This window comes from Snodgrassella sp. (genome assembly GCF_024103505.1).
Taxonomy (GTDB): Bacteria; Pseudomonadota; Gammaproteobacteria; order Burkholderiales; family Neisseriaceae; genus Snodgrassella; species Snodgrassella communis.
Map to the genome: position 1 here is coordinate 1 of NZ_JAGGIJ010000004.1, position 24,877 is coordinate 24,877.

The window sequence follows — 24,877 nt, forward strand, 5'->3', positions numbered from 1 at the left end:
AGAAGGACCCGGTTGAGAGATCAGCCGGGTTTCTTGCATTGTAAAAAGCTAGAAGACAATGATTATAGACGTTTGTTTGCACTGGAATGGCAACACCTCTTCAAACAACAAAATCAAGGAGTAGCTGTTTGTTAAATTCTACCTCGGGCAAATAGCCTAACGATGAATGTAACCGTTTATGATTGTACTGTAAATACCCCATAGTTAGTACAAAGCAGGCGTAGAAAATCATGCTACTTGTTTTAGTGTTTTATACTCAATCGGCGTCATATTATTTGGTGCTTCAAGGTCTTTTAGTGTTATAAATGGTTAGCCATTCTTCGGTTACCTTCCTTACCTGTTCCAAATTATTAAATAGATATCAATCCAATACCTCTGTGCGATAGGTACGATTAAATCGTTCAATATACCCGTTTTGATATGGGTTCCCAGGTTTGATGTAAACTATAGTTATACCATGTGATTTTATCCAGTTAGTAAAGGTGTTTCCGGTAAATTTCGGTCCATTATCTACTCGTATTTTTAGTGGATAACCATGATATTCAGCCAGTTTATCCAGATAACGGGTAATCCTGCCAGCAGGCAAACTGACTGCAATATCAATGCCTAGCGCCTTACGATTCAAGTCATCTATCATATTGAAGGTTCTAAAACGCCGTTGATTGCGACTGCTGTCACTTATAAAATCCATTGACTAGCATTCACCTTGTTTATTAAGTACTGATAATTTTTCTGGGATTCGCGGGGCAATACGCTGTTTACGCTTTACCCTCAGATTAAGCTTTAATTCACAATATACCCGATAAACCCGTTTATGATTCCATTTATAGCTGAGCTTTTTGATACGATTAAAACACTTGGGAAAGCCCCAGCGTAAATGCCTGTCAGTGATAACACTAAGTACCGACATAATCACTGAATCATCCTGTAACTTGGGTTGATAATAGTAAGCACAGCGACTTAGGTCAACAATAGCGCAGCTCATGGTAATAGTAACAGGATGACTTTCTTGTAACTCCAAAGCGTAGGCACTATAGCTTTTTTATGATTTCCTCCTGAAGCTGAGATTTTAAACTGAGCTCAGCAAACATCTGCTTAAGCTTGCGGTTTTCAGCCTCCAGCTCCTTTAAACGTTTGATATCGGAGGTTTCCATACCACCGTATTTTTCCCGCCATTTATAGAAAGTCGAATTGCCGATGCCATATTTACGGCAAAGTTCTTTGACAGGAATACCGGCTTCAGCTTTTTTAAAATATATACGATCTGATGTTCAATCATCTTTTTCATGTTTAAACCCTCTGTGGGTTAATGAAGAGAATTTTCTACTTCGATGCTGTACTATTTTAGGGGATAGGGCTAATATATAAGTTACATATTAGTCTCAATGAATATGGTTAAATATGTATAATGGTTATGAACTAATCAAATAACTCACCTTATTTGCTTCCGTTGGCATTGGAACTTCCCATTTATTTAATAATCGCTGAATGGTTTTGTTTGGCAATGTTGTATCTCGCGCCGAGTTACGGCGATACAACTCTTTTTCTGTTTGTTCCAAATAGACGATTTCCACATTTGCATGATAAGCATAAAGCAAGTCAAGCGCTTTTTGACGCATCTCCTGCGATAAGTGGGTCGCATTCCAAATAAAAGGTTGTTTTTCTCTTAACCATTGTTTGACCTTTGCTAGCACAAATTGCATAACAAGTCTCTCGTTTTTGCCATGCTTTAATTTTAGTTCAGATCTGGCGTCATCATAAGAAGCAACAGCCCACGTTGGGTAATGGCTTTTGATCCAACTATTTTTACCCGAGGCTGGTAAACCAGATAGCATAATTACGTTAGAACCTTCTTGCGGAAATAATGAATAATCAGGTAATACATTACTGCCTCGAAAATATTGTACTCGAGTATAATCATCAACAAATTGGCGAGGATGATGTAAACATCCCTCTTCAAGTGCTAGTTGCTTAAATAATTCGACTTCATCAAGTGCTCTTTTTTTATCAGCACAAATGCGCCCCTTCATATCTGCTTTTGCTTGCAGGCATAACATCCAAATAGGCAATTGCCATGATAAGCGATGAATTAAATATTCAGGCGATCTATTTCTATACGTATCATTTAATGCGAAAAAAGGGACTTGATGTACACTAATGATTCGGCAGATTTGCTCGCGTAAATCAAATGGTACACCCATTCGCCATAATAAAATACGACTACGAATCTCTCCTTTTTTGGAGTGCCCTGGTTGGGTAATTTTACCTGTATTTTCATCAATAACCGTGGTTTCAGGCTTAGCGATATCATGTAACAACGCCGTCATAAATAATACAAACTGCTCATCTTGTGTTGCATTAGTAAATTCTTCTTCCGCTAATAATGCACGCACTACCATTTGCGTATGAACCCAAACGTTACCCTCGCCATGGTGTGAAGGATCTTGTGGAGTGATGATTAAGTCATTCAACTCAGGAATACACGTTAACCATGGGCTAAAATCATCGGTTGCCAAAGTACTAGCTATTTGTTTTTTTAATGATTGGTAATTCATTATTTACCTCCATTTAGGCATCGATTATTCCAATTCACCGTTAATTGTGGACTATATAGCTCAGCATTTTGAGCCAATTGGTTTGGAATAAAGGGCTGTTTACTATGGTGTTGACCTGCATCTAAAATCGCCTGAACAAAATCTTGCCTAACCCATTTTAAGCGATCAATCGTTTGCTCTTCTGATTCGATTTTAAGATATAACCCTTCCATCAAATCAGAATCATCACATTGTTGCCAAGCTTTAACTAGATCAAGTTTTTCACGCGCTACCATCTTTTCAAAACAAGCACGCCAATTGGCGGTTTTAGCTAAAGAGGGGGTAATTAGTGCTAATAAATCGCTTAATTTAGTAGGAGCAACCCCAGCAAACAACACAGGTACCGATAAAATAGGACCGCTAGCTAATAACTGATGTCGCTTTAACGTCGATAAAAAACAGTTTTGTTGTCTATCCCAAATATCAAATTCACAAAAATAATGAGGCAATGCATCATAAAAAATAGCATGTTTTTTATGTAACCATTCGCCATAAAGGATATAACGATCTTCTAGCCGCTCAAGCAACCAATTTTCGTGTACGCAAGCCCAATGTTTTAATAGGTTAAATTGTTGCTCCCTAGCGCCACCCATCAAATAATGCCCTCGGGATTGAAGCAATAACTCACCGCTTGCTGAAAAACTGATTGCACAGTTTGCACCATCAAGTTTTTCTTCAACAACAATATATTGACCAGTTAATTGTTTATAAGGACGTTGTCCATGTTCACTATCACCAAATTGTAGTCGTGATCCTTCTAAATGAGGTGTTCGTGGATATTTAATTAATTCTAAATTTTGAATGTAATGTTCCATTGTCATAATATTTTCTCTAAAAATAAGGGAAAACCGACAAGGAAAATCTATAGATTGATTTGCAATGAAGAAGCTTAGAAAAAGCTTAGAAAAAGCTAAGAAAAAGACAATATGATAGAAATACCATGTCGGCATTAAGATAAAATGTGAACTACAGGCATTTTGCCACCTCGTTATAATGAAGTTATTTGATTAAAAAAACGGCACTATTATCAAGAGTTGATGATTTATTGTCAAGTTTTATGATAATAAATGGTGAGTTATGTTAAAAATTAATGATAAATTATTTTTTAACAAGGTTGACAAATTCAATAAAATTAATGTGTTGGATGACGGATTTTTGGGTGGTGGTTAACACATCAAACAAGTTTTTTGGACTAGGCTACGTTTTATCAGGTGGAAATTATAGCTAATGTGTAAAGACTGAACCGCTGTAGATAAAACTTTCAAAGAATTATACCATTGCCGTATGAATTCTTCGCGTTATTTACTGTAATTTGAGAAGTTAATGCCTTATCGCTGACAAGAGATTTGGCGCTTATATCATAAAGAAAAAATAACTGTCACTGCTTTGGCTAAACGCTTTATAGGCTATTATCAAATTATTTATAATGGGCTGAAGAAAATCCGATTGAAATTTTTTGTCTCTTTAATCAGTAAAAATGAACTTTATAAAACTCTCTGTTATGGTATTAAACGTCTGGTTAATGTTGAAGTCCATTGAAGATAAATTAAGACAGCAAGCTAAACACTATAACAAAACCTATCTAGGTGAAATGTTGTATGTCGACTCCAAGCGTTTGCCTTTACTTAAAAATGAAAAAAATACTAGAGAATATTTATGTGTCGGCATTGATGATTTATTACGTGAGCTCTATGCGGACATTTACTCGACAAATCCCAATTTAGCTTAGCGCAGTTTTTATAAAATGATGTGTTAGTCCAATGCTATTATACTATTGAATGTATTTATTCCAATAATGGATGTGAATATTGGATAGGCTACACTAATTCATACAACTCTTTTTAGGAGGTAAGGTAAACTTAACTCTAAATAGGTATCAGTGTTTTTCGTCGGTACATTGACCGAGTAATGGAGTCGCTATCATTGATATTAAAGTATACGATTAAACGTTATCGAGGACGCCAGACGGCAAGCAATAGTGCAGCCACAGCTAAGCGTTTATAACGCCAGTTTGATGCAGGTGCCAAACAGCAGATTATAGTGGCAGACTTAATCTATATTCGTGTTAACTTTTGCTGAAATTATTTGTGTGTACTGCTTAATTTATTTAACTGACAGATTGCCGGCTATGGTGTCGAATAATATAAAACAGCAGATTGATTGATGTCTGTATTAAGCCAGATTAAACAACCACTGTTATTATTCCATTTATTTCATTCATATGGGGGCGCGAAGTTTGATAAACAGTTACGAGGTAAGTATTTTAATTCATTTAATATTCAGTATTCGCTGATTAAAAATGGATGCTGTTATGATAATGAAGTATATGAAGCAACGTTCAAAAGCACTAAAACCCAAATTGTTACAGGGGAAATTTTAATGACATTGAAATATTGACAACAAGCCTTTGTGGCTTTTGCTTATTGGTACAATTAAAAATGGTTATATTTATCCATCGTTAGGCTATTTGCCTGAGGTAGAATTTTACAAACAGTTACTCTTTAATTTTGTTGTTTGAATAGGTGTTGCTATTCCAGTATTGCTATTCTTATTAGGTGGATACTGAAAATTAATATTAATAATTTCAGGGTTTGTATTAATTTATTTTGTTTATCAATGACGCTGTTGTTTGGTAAGCTATAGTTTTTTCTTTTAATAGAATTTATCAGGATATGTTTATGAAAGAAGTCAGAGAATTGGTTGAGGCTGAGCTAGGTACTTTTGTTCAGTTGCGGCATGATATTCATCAACACCCTGAGTTGGCTTTTGCTGAAAATCGCACCAGTGATTTGGTTGCTGGTTTGCTGGAGCAATGGGGTTATACGGTTGAGCGGGGCATTGGTGGTACTGGCTTGGTGGCTCAGCTTCGGGCGGGAAATGGTTCGAGGTGTGTTGGTATCCGTGCGGATATGGATGCGCTGCCGATTACAGAAGAAAGTGGTGTTGCTCATACGAGTAAACATACAGGTAAGATGCATGCTTGTGGACATGATGGGCATACTACGATGTTATTGGCTGCAGCTAAGGTATTGGCGGCTAGAAAGTCGTTTAATGGTACGCTGAATCTAATTTTTCAGCCAGCAGAGGAATATGGCAAATCAGGTAGTGGTGCAATGCGGATGATTGCAGATGGCCTATTTGAGAAATATCCGTGTGATGCGGTATATGGTATGCATAATATGCCGGGTTATCCACAGGGGCAGTTACATTTTTATGATGGATGGATGATGGCTTCTTCTGATGTGGTTACGATTACAGTGAAAGGGGTAGGTGGTCATGGCGCGAAACCGCATAATACACATGATCCGATTGTGGCTGCTTCTTCTATTGTGATGGCATTGCAGACGGTTGTGTCACGTAATGTGAATCCATTGGATTCTGCTGTGGTGACTGTTGGTATGTTCCATGCTGGTGTGGCCAATAATGTGATTCCTGAACAGGCAGAGTTGAAGTTGACTGTTCGTTGCTTTAAACCGGAAGTACGCAAGCTACTTGAGGAGCGTATTGTGGCGATAGTTCAGGCTCAGGCACAAAGTTTTGATGTGGAGGCTGAGGTGGATTATCAGCATGGCTATGCACCTGTATTTAATACTACTAAGGAAACGCAGTTTGCGCGCCAGATTGCGCGCGAAGTGGTGGCTGAGGAGAATATTGTCGACCAGACTGAACCGATGGCCGGTAGTGAAGATTTTGCATTTATGCTGGAAAAATGCCCGGGAAGCTATTTGTTTATTGGTAATGGTTTAAAGGAGGTGGACGCTGCTTCTGGGTTTGATTTGCATAATCCTTATTATGATTTCAATGATAAGAATATCGCTATTGGTGCGACTTACTGGGTAGCGCTGGCAGAACGTTTTCTGCAATAAATCCGATTTTGAATTTTTATAGAATAAAGGGGGGTACTGATATGAGTACGGGACAAGTGGCGGTTGAACACAACAAACCGCCGGCGAAGGCGATTGCGGCGGCGGTGGCTGGGAATGCACTGGAATTTTATGATTTTATTATTTATTCATTTTTTGCAGTGTATATTGCGCAATCATTTTTTCCCATCGGTGATAGATATACCAGTTTGCTGGCCTCGGTTGCTGTATTTGGGGTAGGTTTCTTTACGCGGCCGTTGGGTGGTTTGCTTATTGGTGCTTATGCTGACAGGAAAGGGCGTCGGGCAGCGATGGTGCTGACGGTGACATTGATAACCTTAGGTACGCTGGGGCTGGCTGCTACGCCTAGTTATGAAAAAATTGGGATTGCTGCACCGATTATTGTGGTTATTGCACGCATGATTCAGGGACTGGCTTTGGGCGGAGAGGTTGGACCGGCTTCTGCGATGCTGATTGAATCTGCACCACCTAATAAACGTGCTTTTTATGCTAGTTGGCAAATGGCCAGTCAAGGTATTGCCGTTGTGGTTGGTGGTCTGGTTGGTTATGTTGTTTCCAGTATTTTAACGCCGGAGCAGTTGGGTGCATGGGGCTGGAGGATCCCTTTTCTGGTGAGTCTGGCTCTGATACCGATTGCTCTGTATATTCGCCGCGCTTTGCCGGAAACTTTGGAGGAACCAACACACCATAGTGGTTCTCAGATGATAGAGATAATATTTTCTCGCTACAACAAAGAGGTAGTGTTGGGAGTTATGGTGCTGATGGCAACTGCTATTACCGCTCAGGTAGGCAATTATATGACTACTTTTGCTATCAATACGTTGAATTTTGATCCAAAGATTGCACAAATTTGTACTATTCTGGGCGGTTTGATGATGTTTTTGTTTTCACTGTTGGCCGGTTGTCTGGCCGATAAATATGGCCGTAAAAGCATCATGCTATGGCCGCGAGTGGCTTTGATGCTGTTGATTGTGCCGATGTTTTATTTGCTGGTGAAAACGGAAAGTGTGGCCATGCTGTTACTGGTGACGATGATGATAACATTGTTAACCGGTATGAGTGGTGCCAGTAGTCTGGTGGCGATTCCGGAAATGATGCCGATTGCGCTGCGTGCTACGGGGGTGTCACTGATTTATGCTATCGGTGTAACTTTATTTGGTGGTACTGCGCAATTTGTAATGACTTGGCTGATTAAACATTTCGGAGCGGTATCACCGGCTTATTATGTGGTTGGCACTAGCATCTTGTCTATCATGGCGATTTTGATGATGCCGGAAACGCGTCATGTTAATGTTAAAGATTAAATTAGCTGTAAGCTGATATAAAAAAGCCAGCAAATTTTGCTGGCTTTTTTGTGGCTGGGGTTAAATAACGCTTTTAACCACTTCGACAACTTGATCAACTGTGAAGCCAAACTCCTGAAATAGCTGCTCTGCTGGTGCGGATTCGCCAAAACGGTTGATGCCGATAATAGCACCATTGCTACCAACATATTTGTACCATGAATCACTTACGCCGGCTTCTATGGCAATACGCGGTAAACCGACAGGCAGTACGCTGTCTCGGTAGGTTTTGTCCTGCTGATCGAAGATATGGGTATTGGGCATGGATACGACGTGAGTGGCGATACCTTGTTCGGCCAGTTTGGTTTGGGCATTGATGGCCAGCTCAACTTCGGAGCCTGTGGCAATGAGTACTGCCTGTGCAGATTTTTCGGAAGCTGCTTTCAGGACATAGCCGCCACGGCGGATATTGGCCAGTTGTTGGCTATCACGCGGTATAAATGGCAATCCCTGACGGCTGAATATAAGACAGCTAGGGTGGTTTTCTGCGGCTACGGCATCAGCCCATGCCACTAGTGATTCGGCGCTGTCGCAAGGACGCCATACGCTCATATTGGGAATTAGGCGCAGGGTGGCAATTTGCTCAACTGGCTGGTGTGTTGGACCGTCTTCACCTAGGCCGATTGAGTCGTGCGTGAACACAAATATTGGGTTTATTTGCATTAGTGCAGCCATGCGCAGGGCATTGCGTGCATATTCGCTGAACATCAGGAAGGTGGCACCGAATGGTTTGATACCACCGTGCAGACTCAGACCGTTCATAATGGCGGCCATACCAAATTCGCGTACGCCATAATGGATGTAGTTGCCACCGCCAGTGGCTGTGACTGCGGTACTGCCTGACCAGTCGGTCAGGTTGGAGGGGGTAAGGTCGGCTGAACCACCGACAAACTCTGGCAGGATTTGTGCCAGTATTTCGATGCTGTTCTGACTGGCCTTGCGGGTAGCCAATTTTTCTGCTTTTCTGCAAACGTCGTTTAGTGCGTTTTGGACGTGTGCGGTAAAATTTTCTGGTAGTTTACCATCCATACGGCGGATAAATTCCGCAGCCTCGGCAGGGTATTGTTGCTGGTAACGGTTGAATAAATCCTGCCACCGTTGCTCCAGTTCTGCTCCGTTTGCTGTTGCATTCCATTCGTCATAGATTTCTTGTGGAATGGTGAATGGTTCATGTGCCCAGTTTAAGGCTTTGCGGGTAGCTGTGATTTCTTCGGTACCTAATGGGGCACCATGGGTTTTGTGGCTGCCTTCTTTGTTGGCGGCGCCTTTACCAATTTTGGTTTTGCAGCAGATAATTGACGGTTTATCGGTTTCAGCTTTGGCCGCGGTAATGGCTGCACGGATAGCAGTTTCGTTGTGGCCGTCTACGTTGGCAATGGTATGCCAGCCGTAAGCAGCAAAACGTTCGGGAATATTTTCGCTGAACCAGTTATCTACTTTGCCATCGATGGAGATGTTGTTGTCGTCATACAGGACAATCAGTTTGCCTAGTTTCAGGGTGCCGGCCAGTGAGCACACTTCGTGAGATATGCCTTCCATCAGGCATCCATCGCCAACGAAAACATAGGTATGGTGATCGACGATGTTAAAACCGGGTTTGTTAAATTGGGCGGCGAGGATTTTTTCTGCTAGCGCCAGACCAACGGCATTGCCGATTCCCTGTCCCAAGGGGCCGGTGGTGGTTTCTACGCCATCGGTATAGCCGTATTCTGGGTGTCCGGGCGTTTTGCTGTGCAACTGACGGAAGTTTTTTAAGTCTTCGATGCTGAGGTTGTAGCCGCTTAGGTGCAGTAAGCTATATAGCAGCATGGAGGCGTGACCGTTGGAAAGTATGAAGCGGTCGCGATTGTAGAATTTTGGGTTGGATGGGTTATGTTGCAGGAATTCGCGCCACAATACTGTAGCCATTTCAGCCATACCCATCGGTGCGCCGGGGTGGCCGGAGTTGGCTTGTTGAATTGCGTCCATTGCTAGGAAGCGAATTGCATTAGCAAGATGTGATGCCATGAAGTTGCCTTTTGATTAAGGGAAATAGCTGGTTGCAATAGCTATGTTAAGTAATGTGTTGAACCTTGCTGTTGAGACAGGGTTTATCCAGTGTGAATTATCCTGAATCTGTACAAACCTATCAAGGAAAGTGTGCTTTTGTTTGTATACTGGTTGTAGGTAGCAAGGCATTTTTTGATAATAAATGTAATAATTGAATAATTATTGTTTATGGTTTATGCTTTTGGGGAAATTTCTAGTGTAGCTATGTGAAGTTGGCTTTCTTGAATCAGGTAGGGTGAGAGATTGAAATGCAAAAAATTTTTATGATTCTGATATTGTTGTTTGGTATGGCTTCGGCTTGGGCTGCTGTGAATATCAATACGGCATCAATACAACAACTGCAATCGTTACCTTATATTGGTGCAATAAAGGCTCAGGCAATTGTTGATTATCGCAATACACATGGTTCTTTCCATTCTACAAAGGACATTATGCGCGTAAAGGGTATTGGTAAGGCTACTTATGAGAAGTTGCAAAATGATATTAGTGTGAGTGGTGAATCGGTTAATCCTGCTGTTTCTGCTTCTAAATACCGGCGTGCATTACCGGCTACTGCTGCCAGATAATGCGCTGTAATGATTAGATTTTTATTTGTTTAAGATGTTGGCTGTGATGTGGTGGTAGACATTTTCTGCCTATGTTGAGCGTTTGGGTTCTTGATGTTTAATTAGGTGGGTAGGTTGTTCAATATTTATGTCTTTGATATTTTAAACCATGAATTTTTGATGTTGAAACTGAAATAGTGTCAATCTGGGAGTAATCTGAATGCTGTTGTTGGCTGTCACTGGTTCTATGATGTCATGATGGTGAGTGGGCTGATTGCTAATATAAGATTAATTCTGAATAGCTCAATAATTTTATTTGTGTTATGACGGATGTTGGTGTTTTTGGTAAAGCTTATTATTTCATATTCAAGAAGATATTTTAATTCAATGTTTTCTTTGCTGGTCGGTGTATGGTTTATGCGGTATGTAAGATGAAATTTGTCTGAAAAAAGTTGAGAAAAATATTCAGTCTGGTCAGGGGATTTTGCAGTTAAGACCAGTCTTGCATGTTCTTGTAATAAGGTTTGCAGACACAAAACCCTTTGCGTGTGGGGTAATTCATTTTGATACAACTATGTCGGTGGTGGGGTACAGATGGATGCATCTGGCTAAGGGCATATTTTGGGGATTTTGCTTGAATAGGGCGGGCAAGTTACTGGTGGTTATTTTTGTTGGCTGTTATTTGCAGGATATCTGCTTCAATTAGGTTATCTTTTGATTGACAAAGGCATGGTGTTGATGCTTTTTATTGATATAAGTTTGAGGTTGAAGGCTAAATAGATTATTAACTGGTACTCATTCTATCTGGGGTAGAACCGGTGCTTGGGGGATAGTTATTCAGTTCCAGTGTATTTGATTTTATTGCAATGATATAAATCTGAACGGTTTAGACATGGATTAGCCTTTATTGTTAGAAAAATAGGCTGTGTACAATTGGCCAGTCATTTTTTGTATGACTGGCCGGGCGTTAAATAGTCTAATTTTTATGTTGCTAGGCCTTACTGTATATTCAGATTGCGGCGATATACAGGGCGATGATACACACAACGCCGAATCCCCAGATGCAGGAGCGGGCAAAGGATTTGTCGTTGATATAGCAGTAAAAATAACCTAAACGGCTGAGGATAAACAGGACGCTCCAGAAATTGATGGTGAACTGGGCAGCATTTTCGGTGGCATGAGCTATGATGACGGCGGCAGCAAAAGGGGCAAATATTTCGTAACTATTTTGCTGGGCAGCGTTAGCTCGTGCGGCTTTGCCTTCAGCTTTCGCCAGAAATTCACGTGGCTGATGATTGTCGTTGGAGCCAAAGCCACCGCTTTTTTTAGCATAAGAGGCGGCAATCCACGGTAGGAACATAGCAATTAAAATACACCAGTAAGCAAGAGTCATAATATTTTCCTTGTTTGTGTATGCAGTTGTGCTGCAATGAGATGAGTTATACAGGTGAGGGAACAGAAGCTGCAATGCTTTTATCCTGAATCTGACTTTACCCTATGGGTAAATTATAAGATAATTCAAGGTTTTTCAAGTATTTTGTAGCTTATAATTATTTTATTATTTTATGCGCTGATGATGTGGCTATCTGGATGGTATGGAGCTGTATGACGATTTTATCGGCGTGTTTTGTTTCGGGATTTTGATTATGTTGTTTAAAAAGTTGGCTGATCAGGATGTGTCTGGTAAGACTGTTGTGATTCGGGTGGACATGAATGTACCTATTAAAGATGGTGTCATTGTTGATGATACGCGCATTCGTGCTTCGTTGGCCTCTATTCGTTATTGTTTACAGCAGGGCGCAGCGGTGGTGGTGCTGACGCATCTGGGGCGGCCGAAAGCAGGCGCGCCCAAACCGGAAGACAGTGTGGCACCGGTAGCTCAGCGTCTGGGAGAATTGCTGGGGCAGAGTGTTCGGGTGGTGGAAGACTGGCGTGAGCATAAACCGCAGTTACAGGCGGCTGAAGTGGTGATGCTGCCTAATGTGCGCCTGAATGTCGGCGAAAAGGAAAATGACCATGCTCTGGCTGCTGCTTATGCAGCACTGGGTGATGTGTATGTTAATGATGCTTTTGGTACGGCACATCGTGCAGAAGCTTCTACCGCTGCTGTGGCTGCTGTGGCTCCGTTGGCCTGTGCTGGTATGCTGTTAACGGCTGAGCTGGAAGCGTTGAGCCATGCTGTACAGAGTCCGCAGGCACCTGTAGTAGCGATTGTAGGAGGAAGTAAGGTTTCTACTAAGCTGACTATTCTGGAGAGTCTGGCCGATAAGGTTGATTATTTGATTGTTGGTGGCGGAATTGCCAATACATTTTTGTTGGCGCAGGGGGTGTCGGTTGGGCAGTCCCTGGCTGAGGCTGATCTAGTTGAAAATGCACGACAAATTATGGCTAAGATGGCAGCTAAGGGTGGTGATATTCCTTTGCCAACTGATGTTGTGGTGGCTAAACGTTTTGCTGCAGATGAGCCTGCTGAAATCAAGAATGTGGCGGATGTGGCTGCAGATGACATGATTTTGGATATTGGACCTCAATCGGCACAGAGACTGGCACAGATGATGAAAGCGGCAAAAACTATTGTCTGGAATGGACCTGTGGGGGTATTTGAATTTGCGTCATTTGCACAAGGTACTGAGGTATTGGCTGAGGCGATTGCTCAGAGTGAGGCTTATTCGATTGCCGGTGGCGGGGATACGCTGGCAGCCATTGCTCAGTTTGGTGTTACTGATGATCTTAGTTATATCAGTACGGGTGGCGGAGCATTTCTGGAATTCCTTGAAGGTAAGACTTTGCCGGCTGTAGCGGCATTAACTGCTCGTGCCTGATTGCTGATAAGAATCTGCTGGCATTGGTGGTGTCATTTGTTCTGGCGAAATCGTTGTTATGCGGCGATTTCGCTTTTTTGATGCCTGTTAGTTTGGTTTGTACGAGATGGCAGGTTGTAGCGTACGCTTTGTGGTGGAGGGGGTGTTTAATATTGGTGGTGAATGATGCTATGGGGAGGTAGCTTTGTATTTAGGTTATGTCTATCTGGCTTGGCTGCTCTTGCTGATTGTGGTGTGGTTCTCTTAAGGCAGATTGGCAGTTATGTATCTATAAATCGACAGGTGTATAACTGGAATTGTTTATGTGTTGTTGGATAATAAGTAGATCAGGCTAACTGGATGAAAATGGTGTTGTTAGTAGATGCTGTTTTACTTTTTAAATGACTGGAGTTAATGATGTTGTTTACTAATTTATTGCATTTACATTCCTGTTTTTACATTGGTTTATGGAATACTGATGGGTAAGGGTGTAATGTGTTAATGACTTAAATGATAAGGAGTCGTGCTATGAAAACTATTGTTCGTGTAGTATCGCTTGCTGCTTTGGTTTCCATGAGTATGGGGACTTTTGCTGCTGTAACGGCAACAGCACAACCGACAGCGGTGATGACTGAAACGGTAGTGGTACAGGAACACACGCCGGTTAATGGTTTGGTAAACACTCACTCAATTCTGCCACGGTTGAATCTGAGTACTCAGCAGAAAGCGTTGGTGCAGAAAATTGATCATCAGTATGCCAGTCAGCGTCCGCTTATGAGCAATGAAAATCGCCAGACTCTGGCTAATCTGCATCAGGAGCGTAAAAATCTGGTGGTGGGTAAGCAGTTTGATGATGCTAAGGCTAAGAATATGATTGCGCAGGAACAACATATCTGGGCGCAGCAGCAACAGGCACGTGCTGATTATGATTTTTTACAGTTGAAACGTGAGCACGATATTTATCAGATTTTAACGCCCAAACAACAACAGCAGTATTGGCGTTTGCGTCAGCAGCAAAGGCTGATGCGTTAATTCTATTGCTGTAATTTTGATTTGAAATTTTTAACCCCGGCTTCCGGGGTTTTTGTTTGTAGGGAGACGGTGCTTGATCAGAATGTACCTGTTGCCTATGCTTACAGCTACGGTATGAATGGTTAGTTTATTATTCCTATGCGAAGTTGATTTGGTGGAATTAAGGGCAGTTTTGTTTAGGATTTGGCATAGGTTTTGTTGAGACATGGTTGGTATGGATTGACATCGGTGTGTTTTTTGATTTTCTAGTCTGCATTGAATGTCTATTTGCTAAAGCAGTTGCTCTGATTTTAGTCTATATCAGTGTATTGCTCTGATTTCTGGTATTGAGGTGCTGATAGGTAACTACGCGTTACTGATTGATGGGATGGTGTGGTTTGTTAGGTAAAAATTAGTTTAAATAACTGTTTAAATTAGGTTGTATATGAAAATGAATTTATGTATTTGCTATGCTGAGGTGGTTAGCCACTGAGAGATGATATAAATAATTAGGCCGATAGAACCGCCTACCAGTGTGCCGTTGATGCGGATAAACTGTAAATCGCGACCAACACTCAGTTCGAGTTTGTCGACCATTTGTTTGCTGTCCCAGCTTTTGATTTTTTCAGCGATAAACTGGCTGACGCGATTTTTATTTTGGCGGATGGTAAACCGTGCACACAGGGTAATGCGGGTATCCAATCGGCGCATAAATTGCGGATACTGGCTGGCCTGCTGCTGTATATGGGTGCACAGGCGCGTAAGTTGTTGCTGCCACCATGAGTTGCTCTGGCTGGTGTCATATTCGCTCCAGCCAACAAAACTATCCCATAAATCCATGATGCTTTGCTGCAATGCAGTTGATTGTAGCATTTGCTCCCGCCCGTCTGCGAGCCGCTGGTGCCAGTGTGGGTTGCGACGTAATTGGCGTTCGGTGACCAGAAGCTGTTTGCGACAGGAACGCCAGAATGTATGTTGTGGATTGGCCAGTACAGCATCTATGTATGAGTCTGCCCAGTTGAGTGCTTTGCTGGCTACCCAGTCGTCAATTTGGGCAGTAAGGGTAGTTTTTAGTGATGCTTTGAGCTTATCCCATGTGTTGGGGTCGTTTTTTTCGATTTTACCCACCCACGACAGCAGGCTTTTTTCAAGCTGGGCACGTGTCTGTTCGTTTTGCAGCCATTGGCGCACTTGCAGTAACAGGGTGCGTAACAGTAGTGTGTCGATACCCTGTTTCTGGGCTAATACTAGGATATTGGCCAGTGTTCTGCCCAGACGGGCGCCGCTGTACTGGTGGTTGAGGAGTTGGTTGCAGAATCTGGCGACATCGCTGGCGGTGGCTGTATGCAATAACAATGGAATCTGGCGGGTGATGACAGGTAGCCATTGTTGCTGATTGTGTGGTTCAATCAGCCATTGCAGTGCTTTACTGGCCGGATGTATACGGTAGATTCGGCTGGCAATGGCTTTATCCTGCAAAAAGTTATTTTCGATAAAGCGTCCGAATTCATCAGCGATTTTTTCCTGCTTCTGAGGCAGAATAGCGGTATGAGGAATAGGCAGACCGAGAGGATGACGAAACAAGGCAGTGACTGCGAACCAGTCGGCCAGTGCACCTACCATGGCTGCTTCGGTAAATGCTTTAAGATAAGCTATTGCCGGATATTGTTTTTGCAGCAGACAGCTTAAAACAAATAAAACACAGGCAATGATCAGCATGCTGGTAGCCAGTAGTCGCATACGCCGCAGACGCTGGCTTTGTATAAGGCTGGTGACGGTGGCTGTGTTCATCATATTATTTTGTTTCGGCTATATGGAAAAAATTTCTGTACATAAGCTTACTGGTTAATTGGTCTGATTGCTGTTATGGTTTGCTGAGTTTTACTCAAATAAAGGAATGTATCAATATTAATAAGGGGTGTAGCCGGTAGTTAAATATTAACTATCTCTAGTTGTATTTGATTTTATTATCATTTTTTACGCAGATACTTATGTAATGCAATGCGTAATTATATTTTTAGGCATAATTTTCGGTACGCAAGTCTAATTTTAGCAATATGATGGATGAGGATATTAATCTTTTCATTTATTGGTATATGATGCTGTAGCTTTTATGAATGCTTTTACCAGCAGTATGATGAGCACACCAATATAGTTTAAAATAATATATAGTGAATAGTTAACAATGAATATGAGTCCAAATTTTTCTCCGTCTGTTGGCTGGCAGAAACTGCCTATTAGTGGAAATAAAATAGTGATTGCCAGTAAATAATAAGCTGAACTGAAAGTTAAGTAATTAATTAAGCCGGACGATGTGATATTTTTTTGTGTAAATCTGTCTTTGATAGCGAGAGCAAACGCCAGTAATATATATCTCCAATAAAGTACAAAGCATAGTAACATGACTATGGACAGTAATATGTCAATTAGGTTATCTGTAAAATAAGGAATCATTAATCCTTTATTAATTAAGCTGTTACTGCAAGTCAGCACAAATAGATAAACTGCTGCTATGCTGAGCAATTTTTTAATGTTTAACTTACTAGTGCTGGTTTCTGTTATAGGTAATGGGGTACAGGAATTAAAATTAGGATTAAAGGTAGCTCTGTTGCGTTTAGGTATTAAAGCTTGGCAGATAAGTTTAAATATTAAAATTATAATAGCACCAATGCTATTAACACAGGCATAAGCAAGAACAGGTAAGCTGTTAAAGATAAAGAAAAAGGGATGTGCTGTTTTTCCTAAATGATAAGATAAAATAGAAATCAGCAAATAACTGATTGAATAACACGATAAGGTTATAGTTGATGGTGGCTTACATGGATTATGTGTGCCGCTTGTGTATGATAAAGCAATTTGTTTTATTATTTTCCCGAATGTCCATATTAATAAAAAGCAGCATGTGTATAAGCAGCCATCAATCAACAATGCTCCAATAAAGATTATTAAGCCATTCTCTAAAGTAGGATACCAGAAAGGTGGAGGTAGTATTTTCCAGAACAGGTGAAAAATAGTTAAACAAATTACTGAAGTTTTTAGAGAATTTTTTGTGTTAAAAAATTCAGTAATTTGCTTTCTAATACTCAATTTATTCGATCCTTACTGAGCAACTTCAATTTAATGGTACTCTGATCCGGCACTTTTCATTATTTGTCTTCTTATGAAGGCTGGCTAAAATATCTCAGGCACTCGGGAAGGTGTTAAACTGGTTGCTGTGGTTTGCGGCGTTTATGCTGCCACCATTTGAATCCGTAACCGGCAATTAGCGGAATCAGTGCGTAAATAATAAGGGCTGTCCAGCTGCCATACCAGTGTACAAGTGTGGAGGTGCTGTTATCATTGTTAAGGATGATTTCAGTGGAAGAATAGTAAATTGCACGCCACCAGCACATAACCAGAAGGCCAAGAAAAACCGGCCAAATATTGCTTGTGCGCCCGCGCTGCCATAACAGGAAAAATACCAGAGCCCATATTAGTGTCAGAGTAGTGACTAATAAACCCGTATCAGTGGGCAGTTGCAGATAGCGGCAGATGATAAAGGTGATAGCGACCCAGATGCCGGCAAGTACGGCCATGATAAATTCTTCGGGTTTGTTTAGCATGCTGTTGCTTCCTTAGCGAAAATACGGCAATGGCTGTCAATATACCGCAGCTATTATGTTTTGTCATGTTCTACCAGCCATGGCATTAGGCTGTCGGTTTTTATATCCCATTGCCAGATACCATGCTGGTTGTGTGGATTAAGGCCGCGCAGAAAAAGATAACGTACGCTGATATAGTCCGGCAGTTGCTGCCGGCTGTACAAAAAGCGTGCGCAGGCAATGCTGTAAATCAGTGCCTGAAGGTAGTAGTGATGTTTGGCAATGGCTATGTCCATGTTTTCTGGTGCATAGTCGGCCAGACGATTACCCAGATGGTTGGATTTGTAATCAATCACATATACTTGTCCGTGAATGTCTTCGCCCAGAAGGTCGATGGCACCGTTGATAAAGCCGTTAACGGTGGCAAAATCCAGCTCCTGTGCAGCCTGAATGCAGCACTCAGGCAATCCGGGTGCACAGGCAAACCATTGTTGTAAATCTGCGATATTGAAGTCGGCAATATGCAACATGAAGTTCATTTCTGCTACTCGTTGCTTTACGGGCAGGCTGGCGATGGTGGTGCGTGCGGACAGCGAACATTGACGCACGGCATCGGTAAGTGTCTGCATGGTGGTGCTGTGCTGGCAGTCAAAGCCGTAACGCGTCAGACAATCTTGTATATATTCCTGTTCGGCTGCGCTGGCTGGCTGGCTGAATTCGGTCTGCTCCAGTATGGCATGCAGACACAGGCCGGCGTTGATACCGCGTTCAAAGGCCAGTAGGGCTGTTTCGGCTTCAGTGCTGGTATCCAATGGTTGTACTTGTACTTCGGCCTGATCCAGTGCCGGTGCCAGTTTTTCTTCTTCGAGGCTGTGTTCGTGATGGCGGTAATCATGCCTGCTCAGGCTGGTAAAGCTGGTATACCGTATGGTATGAAATGGGCGTGTAGTGAGGGTTAAGGCATGATAGGGCTGGTTGGGGGTGCTCTGGGGATGGACGCTGGAGGGCGCCACGCTGCCTTCGCACCAGTGAAATAGTGCCGGGCTGCTATTAGCCAGACAGGTTTGCCATGCTGCGCGCAGGGTACTGGGCAGGTGTTTTTTATGGGTTTGCTGCCAGTATATCTGTGATTCTTCCAGTGTATTGTCTGGCTGGCCGTCCAACAGCCATGCCATCGGATTGGTGGCGGTGCTGTTACAGGCGGCCGTATATAAAATCAGTTGTTCGCGCGCACGAGTAAAGGCTACATAATATAGACGCAGACTCTCGGCCATGCTTTCGCGTGCCAGTTCTTCGCGGTCGCTATCGCTCAGCAGGTCATTGGCAATCAGTTCGACATTATCTTTTTGATGCAGCAGTTGCCAGTGTTCCTGATTTCTGACAGCTTGTCTGCCATCCCATGCGAATGGACAGAATACGACTGGATATTCCAGTCCTTTGGACGCGTGCATGGTTACAATTTTTACCAGTGCTTCGTCACTTTCCAGTCGCAGCAGGTAGTTTTCATTGGCCGGACGTTCATTGCTGATGGCACTGGCCAGCCAGCCCAGCAGGGCGTTTGCAGTAGGCAGGGTCTGCTCTGCGTCGGCCAGTAGTTCGGCCAGTTGCCACAGGTTGGTCAGGCTGCGTTCATTGCGCTGGCTGAGCAGTCTGGTTTCCATGCCGGTCTGGCTGGCAAACCATTGCATGGCTGTATAAATGCCATACTGGTACCATTGTTCACGTGTTTGCAGTGCCAGCTGAATCCATTTGCTCAGGGTATTTTCATTCTGATTCAGTTCGGCCAGTTGTGCCGCAGTCCAGCCAAACAGTACGCCACCGAGGATAAAGCGCAGGGTCTCGGTGCGCTGTGGTTGCAGCCAGAAGCGTAATAGTGCCATCACAGCCTGTGCTTCGGTACTGGCAAAAACTGACTGGTTGCCAAGGGAGACGCTGATGATGCCACAACGTTTCAGGGCACTGGCAATCATGCTGCCTTCATTGTGTGAGTGCACCAGTACGGCAATATCACCGGCCTGTAATGACCGATTACCCAGTTGCAGCTCGCCGCGTTTGCCCTGATTAATCATGTCCGCAATTTCATAAGCGCAACATTCGGCCGCGCGTATCCGTAGGCTATCCTTGTTGGGGATAATTTCTTCGCCTTTGTCATTAACCTCAATCTGTTCAGGCAGCCAGCGCACTACCACCGCAGGCACGACTATGTTGTTCTGGCTGGTATGCAGATGGTTGTCTGTTTCTTGTGCCTGTACTGGTGGATAATCGATGCCTTCGAGAATGAATGGCAGCTGTTTGCCACTGAATAAATGACCAATTGCCTGTACCAGCGCCTGATGGCTGCGGTAATTGGTGGTGAGGGTATAACGTTGCTCAGCTGGCGTATCGGCGGCGGCACGCAGATAGGCGTGAATATCGGCACCGCGAAAGCGATAAATAGCTTGTTTCGGGTCGCCTACCATGATGAGTGGCCGGTTCTGTGTGGCAAAAGCGGTTTTGAAAATCCGGTATTGCAGCGGGTCGGTGTCCTGACATTCATCCACCAGCGCGATCTGCCAGGTTTGTGCCAGCGCAGCGGCCAGCGTTTCAGCCATCGGGTTATCCGCAGACAGTGCCATGCCTACATCAGCGAGTAAATCGTCATAACTGCGTTGGTGACTGTTACGCCGGTGTTCTTGCAGACACTGGCGTACATAGTTAAAGCAGTCTAGCTGTAATTGCAATACGATGCTGTTATCCGCTGCCTGCATGGCACTAACCGCGGTGGCCAGTTCCGCCAGTGTGGCAACTTTAGCTACCAGCTCATCATTGAGAATTTGATTTTTTTTGGTTTTTTCGTATAGCTGGGCTGCGGCCAGTTTGGCACATCTTTCCAATGTGGTTGCTGAAAAGACCTGATAGCTGGCCGAGTTGTCCATTGCCTGTTGCAGCTCGCAGAAAAGCTGCTGATAGCTTTTTTGGACGTAAGATTTACCATTGAGCTGCGGATATAACTGCCAGAATGCATCCTGAATGCTGCTGAAATGGGTGCAGACTGTTTGCCATGCTTGCTGCCAGCTGGCATTAATGGTTGCCATGTCTACGGCAGGAGGCTGGCGTAATTGTAAATCAGCCACGCCGCAATGTCGCCCCATTTCCTGCATGAGTCGGGCGGGAGTAAGTTTATTAGCTACAGCCAGTGTAGCCATGCGGCTGTTATTGCTTACCTGCCGACGCCAGAAATCTTCAGCAAAGCGGCACAACAGTTCTGGATCGGTATCTATGGTTTCAGTATCAAACGGTGTCTGGCACAAAAAGGCATAATCAGTGAGTACGCGTTGGCAGAATCCATGAATGGTGTAGACAGCAGCACGGTCAAACTGGGTAATCGCGGCCTGTAGGCGCAGGATTAGGTTGGTATCGTCATCCTGAGTGCGTGCAGTGTCAATCAGTTGTTGCAGCACTGGATCGTTCTGTTCCGGTGGTAGATTATTTTGCAACAAGGCTAGTGCTTGATTTAGGCGGGTACGCAGGCGGGTTTTTAGCTCTGCTGTAGCCGCCTTGGTAAAGGTTACGACCAGAATGGCATCAACTGGCAGGCGTTCCAGCAATACCAGTCGCGCAAACAGGGCGGCGATGTTGAAGGTTTTGCCAGTGCCGGCAGATGCTTCAATCAGGCTCGTGCCGTGTAAAGGCATGGTAATCGGATTTAAGGCTTGGTTCATTGTTCTTTATCAGCAGTTTCCAGTGTCACCATCAGTGGCAGCAGTAATTCTTCAATCAGTTGCCAGAACAGAGGCGTGTCAATTGGCAGCTCTTCGTCGCGGCCAAATACCTGAGCCACTTCAGGATAATCGGCCTGCGGTTTACTGTTGTGGCTGTCTATGTAGACTTTAAAGGCTGCGCTGCGTTCTTCAGCACCATGTTCGGGCGCGCTGTTTTTCTTTTGTCGGCGTTTATACCAAGAGCGTGCTGCGCTGAGGCTGGTTTTCGGAAAAAATGGTAGTGGCCGGCTTTGCCCCAGTTGGTAATATTCTAACCATAAAGCCAGCTGAGCCTGTGCGTCCATCTGGTTCAGTGCAGCCAGTTTACGTGGTTTGGCCGGATAAAGCTCATATGTATCCTGTACACATTCAGCTTCGGCTGCACAAAAGAGTAAATGGCGCAGGTATAACTCAATATTATCCGGTGCTGTGGGTGCTCGACTGCGTTCAAGCAGCTGACCGCACTGGTGTAAATGGTTGATGTTACCACTTAGCTGTAATTGCTGATGATTAAAGGCAAAAGTAATATCAGCCACAGCTGGACTAAACAATATATCGCTATCCAGCGCCAGTGTTTGCGTGCGTAAAGTCTGACTGACAATCACGCCCAGCTCACCTTCCGGTATTAGCCCGCTGACGGCCAGTGCGGCATCAACATCGGTAAAATCCAGATGCTGCTGGCGTGCACGGGTGTAGGCAGTATAGATTAGGGCACTGTTTTCAATGGCAAATGGTTCTGCCGCGCTAACCGCTGGCTCCTGATACGGTGCCTGCCATTGTAATCGTTGCTGGAGCCAGTGGCGTACCGGATTGCGCCAGAAACGGATGAAAGATTCAATGTCAACTTCGTGAGTATTTTCTTCTGGTTCAATAGTTATAGCGTGGAAAGATGTAGGCTGGACGATATCCTGATTCAGGGCGTCGGCATAATCGCAGCGACAGCTGGATAAATCCCCATTGAAATAGCGATACGAAAACGGCTGTAAGGGATGCTGGATGATGTGCTGTTGATTAAACTCCAGTGGATTGCAGCCGGTCATGGCTGCCAGTACATCGGTAAGTTCATATAGCAGAGCGGAGGGTGCCAGCTCTTCATTTTTGCGGATATCTTTCCCAATATAAGACAGATACAGTTTTTCACGTGCGCTCAGAATGGATTCCAGAAACAGATAGTGGTCGTCATTGCGGCGGGCACGGTCGCCACGGCGCGGATGCTGGGCAATTAAATCGAAAGCGGCCGCTTTGGTGGTGCGCGGAAATTCGCCATCATTCAGCCCAAGCAGGCAGATGCAGCGAAAGGGTAGGCTGCGCATTGGTACCATGCTGCAAAAAGTAATGCCACCACGGAGAAATCCAGCCTGCCGAGTGCTGGATAGATGATTCTGTAAATGCTCAATGGCAATAACCGGTTCAATAGGCAGCTCAAACTGTGCCAGTGCTGCCTGTGCCTGCCAGTCGGCCAAACTGGTCTCCAGTTGCTGCATCGCATTGCCTGCCAGAGAGTTTTCATCAGCCAAATCTCGCAGTAACTGTCGGGTACGCATAATCCATTCTGTAATGGTGGCTGCGCTCTGCCAGCGCGTATGATGTTCAATCAGGCAATCAATTAATTGTTGCGCACGTGCCAGAATTTCAGTCTGACCAATATCGCCGAACCACGGAAGCTGTTGCTGCCACAGTGCAGTGTGTTTATTGTCTGGCAGTAGCCAGCCCAATACTGTGCGTTCACGCGCCTGTTGCCAGGTAAAATGTTTGTCCTGACCGCCATATTCATGGCGCATGTCTGCATCCACGCCCCAGCGCACCCCTTGTTCACGCCAGACACGGTTAATCAGTTCCACGTCGCTGTCGTTTAAATTGAAGCGTGCACGCAGGACGGATTCATCTAGCAGAGGTTGTACCGTTTCGATATCAAAGCGGCTCTGCATCAGTTGCAGCAGTTTTTCCAGCAATTGCAATAAAGGTTCTTGCAAGCTGATTTTAACGTCGGCTATGTTGTAAGGCAGGGCAGGTGTGTTGCCCTGATTTTGCCCAAATACGGCATGAATAAATGGCAGATATGGCTCAATATGCGGTGTGAGTACCGCAATATCCTGCGGTTGCCAGTGCGGATGTGCCGCCAGATCCTGAAGCAGTTGTTCTTTCAGAATTTGCAGCTCACGCAGACGCGAATGTGCAGCAACGATCTGAATGGAGCTGTCATAGGCCTGCTGCTGGTAGGGTGGTTCAGTCTGTTTCGGATGTTGCAGACACTGAATATCGTTTTGTAGCCGATGCAGTAAACTGTCGGCTATTTCACCGCATTCATTGTAAACAGGTGGCATATATACAACTTCACCCAAATCATTGAGTGCATCAAAAAAATCCCGTCCCTGTTTACCTAGACTGGCCAATAAGGGATGGCCGATTACACTCTGATCGGTTTCCTGATTATGTAGCAGTATATCGGCAGAAAGCACATTGCCCCAGTATTCAGCACATGGATTAACTGCAAACACATGTACATCAGTATGCTGTGCCATTACCTGAAATGCTTGTAGATAAACTGGTGCCAATGTAGCAATTCCGAATACAAAAATGCGTTCCGGCAGGTGTTCTGCATCAAGCTGCGCCAGAAATTCATGCATCAGGCCGGCACGATGAGCTGAATCTGTTTCATTACTCAGCCAGTGCCATAATTCTGCTTGCCAGCCTTCATCTTCACCTAAGTGTGCAGATTTACCCGCCTGCCAATTATTTATCCAATCATTGCGATAGATTAAATATTGGTCAAACATATCAGCAATTTTTCCGGCTAAATGGTAAGGTGCTTGTATACTGCTATCAAGATAGGATTGCAGTGCTTTGGCAGTCTGGCATAATTGAGGGTGCTGTAATGTCGCACTGCGAAATAGAGATAGTAGGCGCCAGCGTAGTACTTCCGACTGAAACGGATTAAGCTTTGGCGTCTCTGGCATTACTTGGTGGGTTAATTGCCAAATGTAACCAGCGGGCAGGCTAAAATGCAGATTGGCAGCAATGCCATGCTTCTGTGCCAGATAATGGTTCAGATAGCGTCGCATGCCCTGACTCTGTACCACGATTTCAGTGGCAGTCCATGCAGATTGCGGTGAAGTATGCAGATATACGCTGGCAAACAAAGCAGCTAAATCATCTAATTGATTGGATTGATAAATATACAGCATAACAGCCCCACCACTGATTAAGGCTGTTATTATAGCCGGACTGAGGCAGTTTGCGCTGGACACCGAACGGTACCCGTTCTTATTGTGCCGACATAATAAAGGTGCATGTTTAGACACTGATCAGGAAGCATTTTTTTAATAAAA

At 43.9% G+C, this 24,877-nt stretch carries 16 protein-coding genes and 1 pseudogene; 5 read left to right on the forward strand and 12 right to left on the reverse strand.

From position 1 onward, the window contains the following. Positions 1-283 precede the first annotated feature (283 nt). From J6578_RS05220 to J6578_RS05235, 5 genes and pseudogenes are all read right to left on the reverse strand, one after another. Positions 284-691, reverse strand: a pseudogene (locus J6578_RS05220) (integrase core domain-containing protein). 3 nt (positions 692-694) lie between these two features. Next, positions 695-1,021 (reverse strand): IS3 family transposase, encoded by a 327-nt coding sequence (locus J6578_RS05225; protein ID WP_287954049.1) that lies wholly within the window; start codon positions 1,019-1,021, stop codon positions 695-697. 10 nt (positions 1,022-1,031) lie between these two features. Next, positions 1,032-1,259 (reverse strand): transposase, encoded by a 228-nt coding sequence (locus tag J6578_RS10315; protein WP_353846662.1) that lies wholly within the window; start codon positions 1,257-1,259, stop codon positions 1,032-1,034. Between the two features lie 153 nt (positions 1,260-1,412). Further along, positions 1,413-2,555, reverse strand: a complete 1,143-nt coding sequence (locus J6578_RS05230; protein WP_287954050.1) for an AAA family ATPase — start codon at positions 2,553-2,555, stop codon at positions 1,413-1,415. Next, the gene (locus J6578_RS05235; RefSeq protein ID WP_239423445.1) at positions 2,555-3,415 is read right to left on the reverse strand and encodes an RNA ligase family protein; all 861 of its coding nucleotides are present in this window, start codon (positions 3,413-3,415) and stop codon (positions 2,555-2,557) included. The genes J6578_RS05230 and J6578_RS05235 overlap by 1 nt, the downstream gene beginning before the upstream one ends. Before the next feature lie 1,857 nt (positions 3,416-5,272). On the opposite strand from J6578_RS05235, the gene J6578_RS05240 reads away from it, so the two are divergent. After that, on the forward strand, positions 5,273-6,460 hold the full coding sequence (locus J6578_RS05240) for a M20 aminoacylase family protein (RefSeq protein ID WP_287954051.1): 1,188 nt from the start codon (positions 5,273-5,275) through the stop codon (positions 6,458-6,460). A gap of 41 nt (positions 6,461-6,501) precedes the next feature. Beyond that, positions 6,502-7,782, forward strand: coding sequence for an MFS transporter (locus J6578_RS05245; RefSeq protein ID WP_287954052.1), 1,281 nt, complete (start codon positions 6,502-6,504; stop codon positions 7,780-7,782). A gap of 60 nt (positions 7,783-7,842) precedes the next feature. On the opposite strand, the gene tkt is transcribed toward J6578_RS05245, so the two are convergent. Then, positions 7,843-9,828, reverse strand: a complete 1,986-nt coding sequence (tkt, locus tag J6578_RS05250) for a transketolase (RefSeq protein ID WP_287954053.1) — start codon at positions 9,826-9,828, stop codon at positions 7,843-7,845. Between the two features lie 290 nt (positions 9,829-10,118). Between tkt and J6578_RS05255 the strand changes: the two genes are divergently transcribed. Next, positions 10,119-10,436, forward strand: coding sequence for a ComEA family DNA-binding protein (locus J6578_RS05255; RefSeq protein WP_093093319.1), 318 nt, complete (start codon positions 10,119-10,121; stop codon positions 10,434-10,436). A 988-nt stretch (positions 10,437-11,424) separates the two neighbouring features. On the opposite strand, the gene J6578_RS05260 is transcribed toward J6578_RS05255, so the two are convergent. Then, entirely contained in the window at positions 11,425-11,808 is a 384-nt protein-coding gene (locus J6578_RS05260; protein ID WP_093093301.1) for an MAPEG family protein, read from the reverse strand. 253 nt (positions 11,809-12,061) lie between these two features. Between J6578_RS05260 and J6578_RS05265 the strand changes: the two genes are divergently transcribed. Continuing rightward, positions 12,062-13,237: a phosphoglycerate kinase gene (locus J6578_RS05265; protein ID WP_287954054.1), complete on the forward strand. Its 1,176-nt coding sequence runs from the start codon at positions 12,062-12,064 to the stop codon at positions 13,235-13,237. Positions 13,238-13,744: 507 nt separating this feature from the next. Then, complete coding sequence (locus J6578_RS05270) at positions 13,745-14,248, forward strand: Spy/CpxP family protein refolding chaperone (RefSeq protein ID WP_287954055.1); 504 nt, start codon at positions 13,745-13,747, stop codon at positions 14,246-14,248. A 447-nt stretch (positions 14,249-14,695) separates the two neighbouring features. On the opposite strand, the gene J6578_RS05275 is transcribed toward J6578_RS05270, so the two are convergent. The 5 genes from J6578_RS05275 to recC form a co-directional block, all read right to left on the reverse strand. Further along, the gene (locus tag J6578_RS05275; protein WP_287954056.1) at positions 14,696-16,021 is read right to left on the reverse strand and encodes a DUF445 domain-containing protein; all 1,326 of its coding nucleotides are present in this window, start codon (positions 16,019-16,021) and stop codon (positions 14,696-14,698) included. Between the two features lie 288 nt (positions 16,022-16,309). Beyond that, a complete protein-coding gene (locus J6578_RS05280; RefSeq protein WP_239365888.1) occupies positions 16,310-17,314 on the reverse strand; it encodes a hypothetical protein in 1,005 nt (334 codons plus the stop codon). A gap of 113 nt (positions 17,315-17,427) precedes the next feature. Then, the gene (locus tag J6578_RS05285) at positions 17,428-17,829 is read right to left on the reverse strand and encodes a hypothetical protein (protein ID WP_037404685.1); all 402 of its coding nucleotides are present in this window, start codon (positions 17,827-17,829) and stop codon (positions 17,428-17,430) included. A 53-nt stretch (positions 17,830-17,882) separates the two neighbouring features. Next, positions 17,883-21,509, reverse strand: a complete 3,627-nt coding sequence (gene recB, locus J6578_RS05290) for an exodeoxyribonuclease V subunit beta (protein ID WP_239365885.1) — start codon at positions 21,507-21,509, stop codon at positions 17,883-17,885. Continuing rightward, a complete protein-coding gene (recC, locus tag J6578_RS05295) occupies positions 21,506-24,733 on the reverse strand; it encodes an exodeoxyribonuclease V subunit gamma (protein ID WP_287954057.1) in 3,228 nt (1,075 codons plus the stop codon). Before recC ends, recB begins: the two co-directional genes overlap by 4 nt. Positions 24,734-24,877 lie beyond the last annotated feature (144 nt).

What these genes read in the sequence shown, in the direction of transcription:
- J6578_RS05230 (WP_287954050.1), bottom strand. Translation starts at nt 2,555, where the DNA reads ATGAATTACCAATCATTAAAAAAACAAATAGCTAGTACTTTGGCAACC.
- J6578_RS05235 (WP_239423445.1), bottom strand. Translation starts at nt 3,415, where the DNA reads ATGACAATGGAACATTACATTCAAAATTTAGAATTAATTAAATATCCA.
- J6578_RS05240 (WP_287954051.1), top strand. Translation starts at nt 5,273, where the DNA reads ATGAAAGAAGTCAGAGAATTGGTTGAGGCTGAGCTAGGTACTTTTGTT.
- J6578_RS05245 (WP_287954052.1), top strand. Translation starts at nt 6,502, where the DNA reads ATGAGTACGGGACAAGTGGCGGTTGAACACAACAAACCGCCGGCGAAG.
- tkt (WP_287954053.1), bottom strand. Translation starts at nt 9,828, where the DNA reads ATGGCATCACATCTTGCTAATGCAATTCGCTTCCTAGCAATGGACGCA.
- J6578_RS05255 (WP_093093319.1), top strand. Translation starts at nt 10,119, where the DNA reads ATGCAAAAAATTTTTATGATTCTGATATTGTTGTTTGGTATGGCTTCG.
- J6578_RS05260 (WP_093093301.1), bottom strand. Translation starts at nt 11,808, where the DNA reads ATGACTCTTGCTTACTGGTGTATTTTAATTGCTATGTTCCTACCGTGG.
- J6578_RS05265 (WP_287954054.1), top strand. Translation starts at nt 12,062, where the DNA reads ATGTTGTTTAAAAAGTTGGCTGATCAGGATGTGTCTGGTAAGACTGTT.
- J6578_RS05270 (WP_287954055.1), top strand. Translation starts at nt 13,745, where the DNA reads ATGAAAACTATTGTTCGTGTAGTATCGCTTGCTGCTTTGGTTTCCATG.
- J6578_RS05275 (WP_287954056.1), bottom strand. Translation starts at nt 16,021, where the DNA reads ATGATGAACACAGCCACCGTCACCAGCCTTATACAAAGCCAGCGTCTG.
- J6578_RS05285 (WP_037404685.1), bottom strand. Translation starts at nt 17,829, where the DNA reads ATGCTAAACAAACCCGAAGAATTTATCATGGCCGTACTTGCCGGCATC.
- recB (WP_239365885.1), bottom strand. Translation starts at nt 21,509, where the DNA reads ATGAACCAAGCCTTAAATCCGATTACCATGCCTTTACACGGCACGAGC.
- recC (WP_287954057.1), bottom strand. Translation starts at nt 24,733, where the DNA reads ATGCTGTATATTTATCAATCCAATCAATTAGATGATTTAGCTGCTTTG.